Raw genomic sequence first — 15,325 nt, forward strand, 5'->3', positions numbered from 1 at the left:
GGTTACTGCCAGTCGACGATGATCCGGTTGAGGGGGGTCTCGATCGTGAAGAGCCCAGGGAGCGGCTCCACGGCCGGTGCGTCGAGGGGCTGGATCTCGAACGTGGCTTGGCGATCGCGGTATTCGCGGTCCCAGGTGCGGATCGCGTCGGCGACCTTCGCGGCGAGTTCGTCGCTTCCGGGCCCGTGGCCGATGACGCCGAACTCCCACAGGCTGCCGCCCTCAGGAGTGGTGCGCTCCAGCCGGCGGCGGGCCAGGTAGGTCAGGGCGCCCTTCTCCACGGCGGCGGTCGAGGAGGGGTAGGGGTCCTCCGTCAGGAGCTCCCCCTTGGCTGTGGCGGGGAAGAGCATCCGATTGAGGCCGGTGGGTAGGGAGCAGGCCACGAAGAGTTCCATCCATTCCGGGGACTCCATGGCCTGGACGGTCATGCCGGTCCATTCCTCGGTCCGCGGCTGGTCGAGGACACCGGCCAGGGCTGCGGCGTCGATGTCTTGGCCAGCGTGCGTCTGCAGGCGCACGGTGCCGTCGGCGCTGAGCGGGACGATGCTGCGCTCGTCGTCGGCGATGCCGCGGCGCAGCGGCATGAAGGTGTTCATCCGGCTGTTCAACGAGACCCATCGGCCCTCGTGCTGCTCGTAGGCGATGGACCGGGAGACGCTACCCTTCAGTCGCTGGGGCACGAGGAGCCGGCCTCCGAGCGCGAGCTGTTGCATCCAGGCGTGTGGGATGCCGTGGGCACCGACGGTGGCGATGATCCGGTCGTAGGAGCCGCCCTCGGCGTGGCCGACGGCTCCGTCCCGCAGGAGCACGTCGACATTGGTGATGCCCGCCGAGGCGAGATGTGCGCGGGCGCCTTCGACCAGGTCGTCGTCGACATCGATCGTGGTGACGTGGCCCTGATCGCCAGTGAGGTGGGCGAGGAGGGCGGCGTTGTAGCCGGTGCCGGCACCGATTTCGAGGACGCGCTGCCCGGGGCGGACGTCGAGCTGGTTGAGCATCATGGCGACGACGCCGGGCTGCGAGGCGCAGGAGATCGCGGCGCCGTCGGTGTCGTACTTGATGTTGACGGGGGAGTCGGCGTAGGCCTCGCTGAGAGGCGCGTCGGGCACGAAGAGGTGGCGGGGCGTGGAGCGGAGAGCCTGCTCCACGCGGGCTGTGGAGACGCTGCCAGCTTCTTGGAGTCGATCGACCAGGGCGTTTCGGAGCTGGGTGGCTTCTGCGGAGGTGGACTCGTCCTCGGAGTGCGGGGCCGGAGTTGCGGTGTTGTCGGTCGTACCCATGACTACCTCTCGTGCGATGTGGAACAGGTGGCGCTGGTCGTTCCAGGGAAGGCCGGCGCGGTTGGCGTGGAAGATCACGTGGTGGGCCAGCACGGCGCGCAGACCACGGGTGAGACCGCCATGGGCGGCGAGATGAGCAAGGCTTGCCCCTGCTGACTGGAAGGAGGCGACCCAGGGAAGCTGGCCTTCCAACGGCTGGCCCGGTCGGCACAGGCCTCGCGTCTCGGTCGTCAGCAGCTTCTGCATGGCCGTGAGCAGCGATGACGTCCGACTGGGCGGAAGGGCAGCGCCAGTGGGGCGGAGCGCAGCTGCCTTGGCCCACACGTCACCCTGCTCGAACCAGTCAAGGCCTGCGGATCGGAGCATGGCGCTGAGCAGCAGCACGCTGCATTCCCTGCTGCGCAGGCGTCCGGGTCCTGGCCGGTAGGTGACGAGGTGCTGGCTGTCGGCGTGGAACAGCCGATGGGCTATCTCCATGGCGTGCGGACCGCCGAAGGCTTCCGTCTCAGGTTCGTAGACGGCGGGCAGCCACGAGACCACGAGCCCCTCACCGACCAGGTCGCTCAGCAGTCTCTCGACCGAGGGAGCGGGGTGAGCAGCGCGGTAACGCAGGGGAAGTGGCTTCTTGTTCATGAACCACCAGTCGGTGAGCTCTCCGTTCTCCTCGGCGGATCGCAGGGCAGGGCCGAGCCGTTCACGGAGTACGTGCTGGCGCGTCTCGTGGTCGGCGAAGTCGATGTTGTGCTGGTGCCAGTGGTCCGGTGGCATGGTCGGGGCGTCCTCCGGTCGGTCGGGGGTCAGACGAGCAGTAGGCATGAGTCCCAGTGCGTGGCGGGCGGTGCACCCGTTACTGGTGCGAGGAGGGCGAGCGCGATGCCGGCGGCACCCTCCAGCAGGCCGGGCCCGCAGTCGGGATCCGCCAGCAGGTGATCGACAGCCATGACCGGATCGGCGTCGGGCGGATGGACGGCGGCGAGGAGCGCCGGGATCACCGCACGAAGTCTTCCGACGGTGGAAGGGTGAGCGTCCTCGGCGACGCGCGCGGCGACGTGCGCCAGACCGGCAAAGCCGTGGCAGAGCGCCGGATCGCGGGTGGCCGCGAGCTGCGACGGATCGGTGAGGGACCCGATGAGAGCCTCCTCCACCGCGATCTGCCGCTCGACATCCTGGAGAACGAGGGCGGCGAGCTGCTGGGCACGCGCCAGACCCGCAGTGCCATAACACCAGGAAGGCCGCTGCGGGCCGACACGAAGAGCGCCGGGCTCGCGCACGTCGCTGAGGGTCACCCAGTACGGCCACACGGGGCTGGCGCTGGTGCCGCTGTCGTGTCGCCAACTGTCCAGCCACGAGAGAATCGCCCGCAGGGCTTCGTACTGGCCGGGAACCGTTGTGCCTTCGTGGGCGGCCAGTGCGAGCAGGGCGAGAACACCTCCGATGCCGTGTGCCACGCCGTGATTGGCGTGGCCACCGGGGAACCGGTTGTCGAGACGCCCGGAAGGGCCGGTGGGAGTCCACCAACCCGGCAGTTCCTGCTCGTCCTGGACGATCGGCTGCACCAGGCGGACCAGGTACTCGAGAACGGCCCGCAAGGTGGGACTGGCCGGGTCGCGGTGCAGGATGTAGGCGCCGTAGCCCGTGAGTCCGCGAAGGGTGTCGAACTCGCGCAACTGGGGGAGTTGCCCGGCGTCGATGCGGTGGTGTGCCGCGCCCAGACGACGGGTGACATCGGCATCGATCTGCTCGTCCAGGACCTTCAGCGCCCGCCGGTACGAGCCCGGGAGGTGCCTGGTCGCGCAGGCCAAGGCGTGTCCGAATGCCGGCGCACCGTGGAAAGGATGGCTGTCCGGCCCGCTGGTGAAGGGCTGCTGGGCGGCCGCGGCCAACCACGCGTGCGCACGCTCCCACGGCCCACGACCGACCGCCGCACGCTCGATGTGAAGCAGTGCGATGCCAGGAGCGCCGTAGGCGAGCGACTGCCAATGGAGGCCCGCCACTTGGAGATCAGGGAAGTCATCGGGGCGAGCCAGCCGGGCAGCGATGGCGTCCGTCAGGTCGAGTACCGGGTGCTGGATCACTGGCGGCCTCCGGAGTGCTGGGCCGTCCAGGCGAGGGCTGCGGCACGGGTGAGGTACAGGCAGATCTCTTCCTCCGGAAAGTTCACCGCGACGTGGCGTACGAAGTGAACGTGCAGGAGCGAGGTCAGCACGTCATCGACGTTCACGCCTTGCGTCTCTGGCCCGGGCAGAAGGGTGCGGTAGGCCGCCAGGGCGGCGTTCCGCTCGGCCCAGGCCGCGATGGCCGACGTGCCACCGGGGGTCGCATGCAGGGCAGCCCAGCCATGGGACGGGTCGGCGAGCCGGACAGCCTCGGTGAACTCCGGCCGAGGCACTGGTGTGGGAGCGCCCGCCGGAATGTGTTCGATCAGCCACTGCATGGCGGCCCTCGTGTCGCCGAGGAACGCGCTGGCGATCGCGATGATGTGCGCCGCGACCAGCGAGCGCCGTCGGGGCTGTTTCGTCTGTGAGAGCTGTGCGAGAACGGCGCGGGAGTCGGCCTTGAAGACCTTCTCCGCAGCCTCCCACGCGGCACCGGAGCCCCAGCGTCCCATTTCGCGGAAGGAGGTCGGGTACCGCAGATCAGAAACCAGCCCCGCCCACCGCAGCTCGTCGGCCCAGGCACTGATGGCTCTCACGACCTCGCCGAACGCCTCTGCTGCAGGGAGCGCGATCCGCAGCCTCAGATGCGGGTCGGGGTCACGGAATCGGATGAACCACCACTCCGGACCGCCAAGCCGCGCCAGAAGGACCGGCAGGTGCCGGGTGAGCAGCTCGTCCTGGCGGCGGATGTCCCCATACAGGGCGGCCAGCACGACATCGGACACACCCGGTGTCTGGGTCTGCGCAGGTGAGAAGGCCCGGGCCGGAGTCGGTCGGGGAACTGCCGGCCATGCCGGGGGACGGCTTGCCTTCAGCGGCACAACCACTTCATGCGCACGCCCCTGGCACCATCCGAATGCGTCCTCCGGTGGAGCCTCGACCAGCACCGCAGCCCCCGCACGGTCGAGATGCCGCCGAAGCAGCGCACGGTGGCCGACGTGCCCCAGGTCGAGAAACAGCAGTTGGTCGCCTTCGACCAACTGCACCCGCTCAGGAATCCGACGCTGGAGCCGCAGCGCCTGAAACCAGGACTCCCACTCGATGCGGGGCCTGGCGCGACCTGCCAGGTCGTCGGCGTTCAGCCGCCACCGGGCGGGGGAGAGCACGGTCCGCCCGTATCGGACGCGTGGAAGGAAGGGCATGGAGCTTGCCGCACCCCAGTCGAAGGCGGTGACCTGCGCGCACTGGGCACGGGACAGCTCTGTCATGAAGCGGACCAGGGGCGGGGTGTGGGCCTGCAGGTTCAGCGCGTGCATGCCGACCGCCTCAACCCGGTGACCACGTTCCGGGGAGGCCAGGTAGAGGCGGCGGCCGTCACACCCCACGGCCAGGTCCTTCGGCATCAGGACGTCGGTGGCCTGTGTGCGGTGCTCCTGCACGCTGATCACTGTGGGCAGCACTTGGGGCGCCCGCGTGACATGGGCGCTCTCCGGCAGCAGGGGAGGGAACGACACCTGCGCAGGCACGGTGTGTTCGTCGGCCGTCGGTGAATCGGCGAGGTCTGTCAGCAGGGCGTACCGGTCCTCGGGAGTCAGCACGCTCAGGAACCGGCCCGTCATCACCCCGGCGCCCCGGGACACGCTCACGACCTCCAGGCGGAACCGTCCCCGCCACAACTCTTCGCGGTCAGCGGCGTAGACGCGCACGCCAACCTCCAAGTGCGGCGGCAGACGGGGCTCTTCCGGACCGCGATCCAGCTCCTCAACGAGCTTGTCGGTGAGGATCACCTCGTCGCGCCCCTCCAAGGCCGCCGTCTGCGCGAGTCTCACCAGCACGTCGTCCCGTTCCGACAACCGCGGCCGGTTCGGTCCGGACGCAGCGCCCGGGTAACCCTCCGGGTAACCGGTGCCGCTGTCCCCCACGACCTCCTGTACCGGCACCAGGCTGCCGATCCCGTACCGCTCGTAGAACCGCTGGTGGAACGCACCCCAGGCCGGCGTTCCGAACGGCCACGCGCACACACGGGCCAGCACCAGGGCAGCCCGTTCGGCCTCCAAGGCCACGGCAGACGGCAAGCTCGGACGCGCGTCCAGCCGGAGATCGAGAGCCAACGGGTGCTTCCGCAGACCCGGCACCAGGCCGCGCATCCGCGCCGCCAGACGCCTCCGGCCGTCCCGGGTACCGCAGGCGTCCAGCTCAGCCTTGACCTCCCGCAGTTCCCGCAGGGCGGAGGCCAGGGCCGATACCTCGTCCACCTTGACGGCAGCCAACTGGTGGATGAGGTGACCAAGGGCGTCCGGCTCAGTGCTCGGCGCGGCAAGACTTGTGAGCAGTACTCGTCGGCGGACCAGCTCCTGAACCATCTGCCACATCCGCTCGGGCGCTACCTCCGGATACTCCGCCTGCAGCTTCTCCGCGAGCGCACTCACGGTGATCGGGGCCTGAGCAGCGTCGATGACCGTCCGCAGCGGACTTGACCAGGCGAGGGAAGTCTCGACAGCCTGCGCTTCCTGGGAACCACCGGCCTGGAAGGGCACGATCAGCCGGTCCCCGCGGACCGTCATCGTGTTGTTCGCGACCACCGGCAGCAGGGCCAGGAGGTCGGTGTTCACCTCCAGTTCCCGGATCACTGCAGCCAGCCACTCGGCGCCGGCCCTCGCGACGACCGTTCCACCGTCACGCCACTCGTCCGCAGCCGGTGACCCGAACCTGGCCGCGGCTACACCGGCGAACAGCCCGAACGGCGTCGGCCGGTGCTGGGCACGTAACAGGTAACGGGCCACCGACAGCGCAGCGCGCCGGACGTCTCGTTCCGAGGCGCCTTGCGTGGAGACGAGAGTGCGTACCTGTGCCGCAAGCACCGGGCTGGCGTGATCGAGGGCCTCGGCGATGTCCTCGTCTCGCCAGACACGCCTCAACCAGGCCAACCGCTCCGCCGTTCCACGGGGTGAGGCGTCCTCCAGATCCGGCAGGACCGGCACCGGGAGCGACGGTCGGGCGACGGCACGCACGAGTGCAGACGATCCGGCACGGAACACCAACGGCGACGCAGCCACCGGAACCTCCCAAGGGATGAAACGGACCAGGAGGCTGGTGCCGCCGCCGCGCGACGAAGCACGGCGCCGGCACCAGCCCGGGACACGGAGACGGCAGCCGTCAGGCGACGTTGGTGGTGCAGGCGCCGCAGGTCGAGCCGCACCCGTCGTCGGTCAGGTTCGTCAGGCCGGCGGGGTCGGAGACCTCCAGCAGCGCGACGTCCAGGTCGAAGCCGTCGGACGTGCTCTGGTCGTGCACCTGCGTCGTGCCGGGTTCGAAGGAACGCGTCATGTCCACTCCCGTGGTGATCGGTGGGTTGGGAACTTGTGCTTACCGACGGCGCCGGACTCGGCAGCAGCTCCGCCTTGCCTGCGTCATCGGTCCTCCCGGCCTCCGCCCGCAGGAGGCGGGCTCGGCCGTGAAGCCTGTGGTTCGTCAGCTCGTGATGGCGGGCTCTGCCAGCGGGGCGGTAGTCAGGCCGATCTCGGACGGCTTTCCGAAGGCGTCCAAGAGAGCCGCATGAAGGGCGTCAGCGTCTGTGAGCCAGCCCGCGTCACCGGGACAGATCCTCCAGTGCGGCCCAGGACCACTCGTCCGTCTCCGAGGAGGGATGGTCACGGTCGCACCCGGCCCGAGCCCTCGCGTGTTCTCGACGCACCAGGTCAGTGCGGTGCCGCAGCGGGTGAAGAAGTACACGACCAGGCCGGCCGGATCCTCGGCCACGGCTCCGCACCGAGGTCCGAGATTGCCCACCGCCGTGAGCCCGACACTGCGAGGCACGCGGATGGCGTCCCAGGACTCACCACAGGCGTACAACAGGCAGCCGCCGGAGGTCGGCATGAGCGTGGGTGGCATGGCCGGGTCTCCTCGCACGGGGTCAGGGTGCGACAAGAGTGGCCCGCAAAAGGTCCGGATTCGAGGACTTACAGAGGTCTTTTCGGCGCGGCAAAGAGGACTTTCACCCCCTCATGCGGGTGACCTGTAGCCAAGCGAAGGGCTTGTGGTGACACTGGACCCGCACAACGTGGAGGTGCACGATGACGACCAAGCCCTCAGGCAACATGCGGCTCAAGTCCGCCCGCATCGCCGCGGGTTATCACTCCCAGCAGGCACTCGCCGACGCGCTCGGCGTAGGTGTCCGCCAAGTGCGCCGCTGGGAGTCGGAAGCCCCGCCCCGGCCGCAGCCGGAAATCGGACAGGCCCTCTCCCGCCTGCTCGGCCAGGACCTCGAATCGCTGGGCTTCACGGCACCACCGGGCCAGACAGTGCACCAGGGCCGCCGCGCCGTCCTCGCAGCCACGGCAGCGGCCGTCGGACTCGCTGCCGTCCCCACCCAGGCCGCCGCGATGCAACCGGCCTCCGTCGCGGACGACTTCGAGTCGGTCACCGTCTCCCACCGAAGGCTGTACTGGTCAGTCGCCCCCGCGACCCTCCACCCAGCCGCCCTCGCCCACGCGACACTCGGCTGTGCCCTGATGTCCGAGACCGCCGGACAGACGCGGCAGCGCATCGCGGCCGCGCTCGCCGAGACCTGGCTGCTCGCAGGCCGTATCGAATTCTTCGACCTCCGCGAACCCGGCCGCGCGCAGCAGACCCTTCTGCGTGCCCTGCAGTCCGCAGGCGAGGCCGACGCCCCGCTGCTCGGAGCAGCCATCCTGGCGCACACCGCGTTCATCCCCGGGTGGGCCGGGCGTCAGGATGAGGCGGCTGAACGCATGGTCGCCGCTCGTACCTACGCCCGCCGCGGACCCGCCTCGACGGAGCTGCTGGCCTGGCTGGACGCCGTCGAGGCCGAATGCGAGACCCGATGCGGGAACACGCGGACCGCACTCCACCTCATCCAGCACGCCGAGTCCGTCCTCGAGGCCGGTGGCGAATACGAATCCCCGGCGTGGCTGGACTGGTTCAGCGCCACGCGCCTCGCGTCCTTCAAGGGCAACACCCAGCTGAAGGCCGGCCACCTGCCCCAAGCCCGCGAGACGCTCCTCAGCGTCCTCGACGCGCTGGAGCCCACCGAGGAGAAGCAGGCAACGGTCGTCCTCGCCGACCTGGCCGCGGTCGAGGCCGCGGCCGGGAACCCCGACGTGGCCTGCGAGTACGCACGGCGAGCCCTCGACCAGCTGGAGCGCACCTGGTACGCCACCGGGATGGAACGGGTCCGAGAAGTCCGCCGCAGGCTCGCCCCACATCAGCACGAACGGTGCGTCCGCGAGCTCGACGACCGCCTGTACGGCTGGTCGACGACCGTCAGCGCGCTTGCTCGTTGAACTTCCGGATCGCAGTGGGCAGTTCGAGGAGGCTCTCGACCCGGAACGTCGGCAGCTTTTCCGCCTCCTCGGACCGCCATTGGATCGTCGCCCACGGCCCACGGTGTACCAGGGCTGTGTGCATGCCTGCCGAGACGGCCGGACGGATGTCGTTGTCGACCCGGTCACCGACATAAAGGATCTCGTCGTTCTCGAACGGCGTCACCTTGGCGACCCGCCGGAAGAACTCCGGATCCGGCTTCGAGGCACCCCAGTCGTCCGAGGTGCCGATCAGGTCCACGTCGTCGGTGAACAACTCACGCAGGATCCCGCCGGCCCGGACGGTCTGGTTGCCGGCGATGCCCAGCCACAGACCGTCCGCACGGAGCTGCGCGAGAGCGGGCCGCACGTCGGCGTACAGGTCGGCCTCACCGAAGTGCTCCGGCTTTCCCGCAGCAGCACGCTTCTCACGCTGCTCGTAGAGGTCGAAGTCGGACTGGAACTCCTGGAACACCTCGCGGTAGTCCCGCCCTTGAGCGATGACGGCGCCGAACATCGCATGGAAGGTGTGCCGCGGCACGCCCAGCCAGTCGGCCCAAGTCCCGTACTCAGTCGTCTCGTCGACCAGGCACTCGCCGACGTCGAAAACCACTGCGCGAATCATGAGATGAGCCTATACGGGCGGCCCCGGGGTGTCGCCGGGATGAGAGCGGCGGAACACGTGAGTGATGACCGCACACCCGGGGTGGTGATATTCGATCAAGGAAAGGCCGGTAATGCCACCCTTGCCTGATCTCTACGTTTGCTTCACTATCTGCGTTGACCGCGAGGGGGGAAACGCTATGTCGTCAGGCACTGGTGGAAGTTACTGGGCAGACAAGGCCCTGCCGAGTGTTTTCAAGCATGAGTTACTCAAGCGGTACTTGCCGCAGTTCGGGGGGATGACCAGCAGGCAGTCGCACGACAAGCGCGTGATCTATCTGGATGGGTATGCCGGTGAGGGGCGCTACGAGAACGGTGAGCCGGCGTCTGCGGAGATCGCACTGCGGGTCGCTTCGCACCACCATGCGCGGCATGGGCTGACACTGGAGTGCTTCTTCTCGGAGGCACAGCAGAAATCGTTCGACCGGTTGCAGAAGGTGGTTCAGCACTACCAGGCGTGTGGTGTACTGGCGCATGCCCACCGTGGCGAGGTTGATGGCCTGCTCGACGCTGTCGTGCAGCGGGCTGTGGGAGAGCCGCTGTTCCTCTTCCTGGACCCTTGTGGCCTGGTTCTGCCTCAGGACCGGCTGGTGGACGTGCTGGCCCGCAAGAGGCCGCAGAAGCGGCCGGCGACCGAGCTGCTGATGAACTTCAGCATGATGGCGGTGTGGCGCTTGGGCGGGCACGTCCGCTCCGAGAAGGGCAACGAGAGGACTCTTCAGCGCTTCGACGAGGTGTGCGGTGGAGCCTGGTGGCGTGAGTACTTCGCCGACGCAGCTGCTTCCCGCGACAAGGAAGGTGCGGCGGAGGACGCAATCGAGGCTGTGGCTGCTGAGTACGCTCGTCGCTTGGCCCGGCGTACCGGCATGCTGGTGCAATCGGTCCCGGTATCGCACTCGCCGCGTAAGCGAGCCGTCTATCGGCTGGTGTTCGCTACCCGCAGCCAGTACGGGCTGTGGGTGTTCGGAGACACGGTCGCCCGGGCCCGCGATGAGTGGTGGAAGACCCTTGAGATGCGGGAGGAGAGCGATGACGCGTTGTTCTCCCTGGCGTCAGTAACTCGCCCGGACCCAGAGGAACTCCAAAGGCAGGCTGTGCCTGCAATCGCAGCCAACCTGGAGGAACTGCTGGCGCGGACCAGGCGGCCGGTCAAGCTGGTCGACCACACGCTGGAGATCTTTGGATCGTTCTATGGACAGGTCACCGAGCCCGCAGTCCGCAAGGCCGTCCAGTTGCTGCATGCGGAGGGCAAGACACCCAATGACGGGAAGGGCGTGCGTAAGACCCGAGAGATCATCCTTGCACCAGGGAAGCTCGTAGTTTGACCGGTGTGGCCGGGCTGCTCGGCCCGGCCACACCGGTGACCGGATCAGACAGCAACCGGCAAGGGCATCTGGTCCCAGGTGCGTCCCTGCAGAAGCCGCCCACCAGCCTTCGGCGTGCGGCCGCCCCACTGCTTGAAGAAGAAGGCGACATCGGCATCCTGGCAGGCGTCGCGGATCTGGGTCACCCAGGCTTCGTTCAAAGGCCGGTGGCCTGGGCCGGATTCGCCGCCGGCAATGACCCAGTGGATGCCCTCCAGGTTCAGTTCGGGCAGCGGCCCAAGGAGTGGCTCGCAGGACAGGAACCGCACGGAGGCCGGAACCTCCCGCAGGTCATCGACTCGAGGAAGCTCGTTCTTCGTCTCGACCGAGACGCCCATCCAGAGGTTGGACGGCCAGTCGAGTTGTGGTGCCACCTGACGCATGCGCCGGGCTCGTTTGGTGAGCACTTGATAGGTGTGCTGCGGAGTGTCGGCCATGACCTGGAAGACCTGGCGAACGAAGTCGAGCGGTACCCGGGCGTGGAAGAGATCGGACATCGAGTTCACAAACACTGTGCGTGGGCTCTTCCACCCGTAGGGCACGTCCAGCGCCTCCGGGTGAAGCGTGACACCGAACCCCGGTCCTGAAGTGCGGGGATCACCATCGTTCTGATACTTGGCCGCGCCCATGGCCTTCAGGCGTTTCGCCAGAGTGAGCGCGTAGCAGTTGTCGCAGCCCGAGGAGACACGGTCGCAACCGGTGGTCGGGTTCCAGGTCGCCTCGGTCCATTCGATGGCGCTGCGGTCGCTCACCGATCTCCTCCTGCCGTCATGCACGGGGCGCCGCCGCCCAGTGTGGCCATGGTGTGCTGCCTAACGATGCCCTTCCGGCTGGGACACCGGGGCGGGTACGTCTGGGACTGCACATACTCGATCAATATTCGTAACTTCACGTTTCGAACCTCCATTCGGAAACCTAGTGTCTGTGACCGGCCAGGTCGATGCATCCGATGAGAAAGCGTGAGCTACTGAGCAGCGTGCATCGTGAAGCTGCAGGTCATGAGCGCCAGGCCGATGACCTGCAACTTCCCGATGGGCAGTGCTCAATAGGCATCTGGGGCTGCGAAGGCGCGCTGAGAACCCGGCGCACGGGGGTGAACTTTCACCTGGTGAATCGCATGCTGGCTGGCAAGCGCCTGGCTGCGGGTACCCGCCGAGCCGGCCTCGGCAGGCACCCGCTTCATGTCACTGTTCGGTTCGGTCACGGCCGAGCAACAGGGCCAGGACCATGCGGATCTCCTTCCGCCGCTCGGCGGACGGCTCGAGAACTGCCGTCAGGGCGACGACGGCGACGGTCACGCCGTGGGTGGCGATGACGGTGGTGGCGATGGGCGCGTTGAGCAGTTCTAGCAGGGTGAGCACTGTTGGTCTCCTCACGGTTCTGCCCTGCCGTCCGTGGCGGGGCGTGGTGAGGTGATTCGGCCTCGTCCGGAGGGTTTCCGGCGACGTGTGCGCGCGCTGCGGGAGCGCGTCTAGGCTGGTGAGGGCCAGTGTGATTAGTTTTCCGATGGCATGCGGGTCCGGACGGGGGTGGTGGCGGATGGAGGGACGGACTGCGGCCCAGGAGTTTGCGGGCGTGCTCGGTGATCTTCACCAGAAGGCGGGCAGGCCGACTCTCAATGCACTGGTTCGAGCAGGGCGGCAGCAGGTTCCGGCCATTTCCCTGAATACGTCGTCGCTGGGTGACTGGCTGAAGGGAGGTAGCGTCCCTTCGAACCGAGCGGCGGTGGGATTCCTCTTCGGACACCTCACGGCCCTGGCCCGGAAGGCCGATGCGCCGGTTCCTGATGTCTCTTGGGTGAAGCTATGGGAGGAAGCCCGCAGGGAGAAGCAGGCCTTGCGCGGCGGACGTCCCTCCCGCCCACCCTTGGTGACAGCCGAGTCCTTGGCCGAAACTGCGGGCCGGGGAAGGCTTATTTCGGCGCTGCAGGCTACGGACGCCTGCATCCAATGGGAGGTACACCCCTCGTCCGTTGCGGCGTCAGGTAGAGGAGGAGTGCTGCCGTTGTACGTGCGCAGAGCGCACGACGCCGTGCTACGGCAGGTGGTGGCGCAGGCTGGGGGCGGCTCGAGTGGGATGGCGGTTCTGGTCGGGGGTTCGTCGTCGGGTAAAACCCGGGCATGCTGGGAGGCGGTGCAGGAGCTTCCGGCAGGGTGGCGGTTGTGGCATCCGCTCGACCCGACTCCTGCCAAGGCGCTGGCCGCTGCGCTGGAGGAAGGCATTGCGCCGCGTACCGCGATTTGGCTCAACGAGCTTCAGCGGTACGTCGGGGAAAGCGCCGGCGAGGAAGCGGAGCGGGTAGCGGCGGGACTGCGTGCGTTGCTTCAGGATCCAGAGTGTGGTCCTGTCCTCGTCCTGGCGACCGTATGGCCGGAGCGCTGGACCGCAATGACTGACCGTCCCGTCGTGGGTGCTGACTCCTATCCGCAGGCTCGTGAGCTGCTTGCGGGCAGGGCCATCCACGTGCCCTCCTCCTTCGACGAGGCCGTGTGGGACGACATACGTGCGGTCAGTGCCCACGATCCGCGACTGGCCGAGGCGATGGACAGGGCGGCGGACGGCCAGATCGCGCAGTATCTGGCTGGTGCTCCTGTTTTGACCGACCGGTATCGCACGGCTCCGCCTGGTGTGGTCGCGTTGGTCCGGGCCGCCATGGATCTTTCCCGTCTCGGTGGGGTGTCTCAGATATCCAGGAGCTTCCTGGAGGCAGCCGCGGACGGTTATCTGAGCGACAACGAGTACGGCGCTCTGGACGAGGACTGGTTCGATGCAGCCCTTGTCTATGCCAGAAAGCCGTTCCGAGGAGTGCGGGGCATGCTCAGTCCAGTTCGTACACGTCCTGGTGCCTCCGACGGCACGCTCCGGTTTCGGCTCGCCGACTATTTGGACCAGGCCGGACGGAAGGAGCGCCGATACTCCGCTCCCCCAGCGTCGTTCTGGCAGGCAGCACGCCACCATCTAGGCGATCCCCAGGCACTGACGTCGCTGGCCAGGGCTGCTCAGGCACGGTGGCGTGATCAGGATGCGGTGCTGCTCTATCAGCGTGTCCTCGACAGCGGTGACACGAGTTCCGCTCTGAGTCTGGCGTGGCTGTGGCAGCAGCGAGGCAGGTCCGAGGAAGCTGCGCGAGTCCGTCGGCAGGCAGCCCTCTCAGGGCATGCAACGGCTCTCGAAGAACACTTGCGGGAGCTGGTGGATGCAGCAGACCTCGAAGGCGCCGAGGAGGTCCTGCGAGAGGCAGCGGACAAGGGTGTGCCAGCCGCTCAGCTCATTCTGGCCAGGGCATTGACGGGAGACGGGCAGCTTGAGCAGGCTGCCCGCTGGTATGACGAGGTTGCCCAGTGCGGTGACGCGGAGGTGCTACACGCGTATGCCAGTGACCTTCGGGCCGGCGGTGACACTGACCGCGCCTGCCAGATCCTGCAGGCGGCAGGCGATGGCAAAGCAGCACGTGAACTCGCCTTTCTTGCAGCTGAGTTTGGCACGGCGGCGGAAGCGGAGCAGGCTGCTCTGGAGGCATTCGCGTGCGGTGAGACGAGGCCGCTGCACCTGCTTGCCCAGCAGGCAATAGCCGAGGAACGGTCTGCGGATGGAGTCCGTTACTACCGTCATGTCGTCGCCGTGATGGAACGTCGGCGCCGGCTCCGTTCCAAGCAGCCTGGCCTCATCGATCTCCTGGCCGGTTCGCGGGACCTGACGGCTTTCATCAACCCCAGATGGCTGCCGATGCCAGCGGGTGAAACGTGGGCCCTGCGTGAACTCGTGGCCCTCCTGGACGAGGTTGAGGGTGAGCATGCGGGAGACAGCGAGCTGCGCAGCGCAGCTGATGCCGGGAACTGGTGGGCCCTGGAGAAGCTGATCCGCCGCCTGTACGACCGGGGAGCAGGACAGGACTGTGAGGCGCTTCTCACGGTGAAAGCGGCCGAGGGCGACCCGTGGGCTCTGTGGTCGCTGGCCCACCGTGCCCGCCACGACGAGACCGCCGGTAGGGCCCAGGCGCAGTCTCTGCTGGAAAGAGCGGTTACCGCGGGCATCGCGCAAGCTTATGCAGCCATGGTCGAGGACGCGGAAGACGCTGGCCTTACCGGAGCAGCCGACCAGTGGGCTCTGCGCGCCGCGGCTGGCGACTACACACAGCCCCTGTGGGACTTGATTAGGAAGCGGGAGAAGAAGGGCAGCCTCGACGCGGCCGAACGACTGGCCTGGCAGGCGGCCGCTTCCCTCGGAACCTCGGTCGTGCGACAGCTGGCAGCAAAACGTGATGCGGAAGCGGCACTGCCACTGCTATGGCGTGCCCACGAAGCGGGCATGCCCTGGACTCCTGGCATGCTCGCCGCACATCTGGAAGCCGTCGGAGAACACGTGCAGGCCGAGTCCCTAGCCCGAATCGCCGCTGACACAGGTGACCGGGAACCCCTAGAGGTCCTGGCCGAGAACCGGGCTTGTGACGATCCTGGTGGCACCTGGAGGGCGCTGCTGGCCAACGGCCTGACAGCACAGGGAACAACCGCACTCCCCTGGTGAGATGGGAGTATTGGTAGCGGCGGGCAGTGGCGCGACCTCAGAGTTTGGACGGAATGGCCAGCAGAACGCTTCACCTC

At 67.9% G+C, this 15,325-nt stretch carries 10 protein-coding genes; 3 read left to right on the forward strand and 7 right to left on the reverse strand.

The window, feature by feature from the left end; translation table 11 throughout:
- Positions 1-2: 2 nt before the first annotated feature.
- The 4 genes from fxlM to ACQY0Z_RS17610 form a co-directional block, all read right to left on the reverse strand.
- Complete coding sequence (gene fxlM / locus ACQY0Z_RS17595) at positions 3-2,048, reverse strand: methyltransferase, FxLD system (protein WP_189905832.1); 2,046 nt, start codon at positions 2,046-2,048, stop codon at positions 3-5.
- 29 nt (positions 2,049-2,077) lie between these two features.
- On the reverse strand, positions 2,078-3,355 hold the full coding sequence (locus ACQY0Z_RS17600; RefSeq protein WP_189905830.1) for a lanthionine synthetase C family protein: 1,278 nt from the start codon (positions 3,353-3,355) through the stop codon (positions 2,078-2,080).
- Positions 3,352-6,303, reverse strand: a complete 2,952-nt coding sequence (locus tag ACQY0Z_RS17605) for a lantibiotic dehydratase (RefSeq protein ID WP_189905901.1) — start codon at positions 6,301-6,303, stop codon at positions 3,352-3,354. Before ACQY0Z_RS17605 ends, ACQY0Z_RS17600 begins: the two co-directional genes overlap by 4 nt.
- A 229-nt stretch (positions 6,304-6,532) precedes the next feature.
- Entirely contained in the window at positions 6,533-6,703 is a 171-nt protein-coding gene (locus ACQY0Z_RS17610) for an FxLD family lanthipeptide (RefSeq protein ID WP_189905828.1), read from the reverse strand.
- A 746-nt stretch (positions 6,704-7,449) separates the two neighbouring features.
- Here ACQY0Z_RS17610 and ACQY0Z_RS17615 point away from each other — a divergent pair.
- A complete protein-coding gene (locus ACQY0Z_RS17615; RefSeq protein ID WP_439812510.1) occupies positions 7,450-8,679 on the forward strand; it encodes a helix-turn-helix transcriptional regulator in 1,230 nt (409 codons plus the stop codon).
- On the opposite strand, the gene ACQY0Z_RS17620 is transcribed toward ACQY0Z_RS17615, so the two are convergent.
- Entirely contained in the window at positions 8,660-9,322 is a 663-nt protein-coding gene (locus ACQY0Z_RS17620; protein WP_189905823.1) for an HAD family hydrolase, read from the reverse strand. The two genes, ACQY0Z_RS17615 and ACQY0Z_RS17620, sit on opposite strands and share 20 nt — an antisense overlap.
- A 178-nt stretch (positions 9,323-9,500) precedes the next feature.
- Between ACQY0Z_RS17620 and tcmP the strand changes: the two genes are divergently transcribed.
- On the forward strand, positions 9,501-10,685 hold the full coding sequence (tcmP, locus tag ACQY0Z_RS17625) for a three-Cys-motif partner protein TcmP (protein ID WP_439813368.1): 1,185 nt from the start codon (positions 9,501-9,503) through the stop codon (positions 10,683-10,685).
- A 44-nt stretch (positions 10,686-10,729) separates the two neighbouring features.
- On the opposite strand, the gene ACQY0Z_RS17630 is transcribed toward tcmP, so the two are convergent.
- Together ACQY0Z_RS17630 and ACQY0Z_RS17635 are read right to left on the reverse strand one after the other, a co-directional pair.
- On the reverse strand, positions 10,730-11,476 hold the full coding sequence (locus tag ACQY0Z_RS17630; protein WP_439812511.1) for a DUF5131 family protein: 747 nt from the start codon (positions 11,474-11,476) through the stop codon (positions 10,730-10,732).
- A gap of 432 nt (positions 11,477-11,908) precedes the next feature.
- Positions 11,909-12,085 carry a hypothetical protein gene (locus ACQY0Z_RS17635; protein WP_439812512.1) on the reverse strand — a complete coding sequence of 59 codons (177 nt, stop codon included), beginning with the start codon at positions 12,083-12,085 and terminating at the stop codon, positions 11,909-11,911.
- 772 nt (positions 12,086-12,857) lie between these two features.
- Here ACQY0Z_RS17635 and ACQY0Z_RS17640 point away from each other — a divergent pair.
- The gene (locus tag ACQY0Z_RS17640) at positions 12,858-15,248 is read left to right on the forward strand and encodes a hypothetical protein (RefSeq protein WP_439812513.1); all 2,391 of its coding nucleotides are present in this window, start codon (positions 12,858-12,860) and stop codon (positions 15,246-15,248) included.
- Positions 15,249-15,325 lie beyond the last annotated feature (77 nt).

The organism is Streptomyces sp. P9-2 (assembly GCF_051903975.1).
Taxonomy (GTDB): domain Bacteria; phylum Actinomycetota; class Actinomycetes; order Streptomycetales; family Streptomycetaceae; genus Streptomyces; species Streptomyces cellulosae.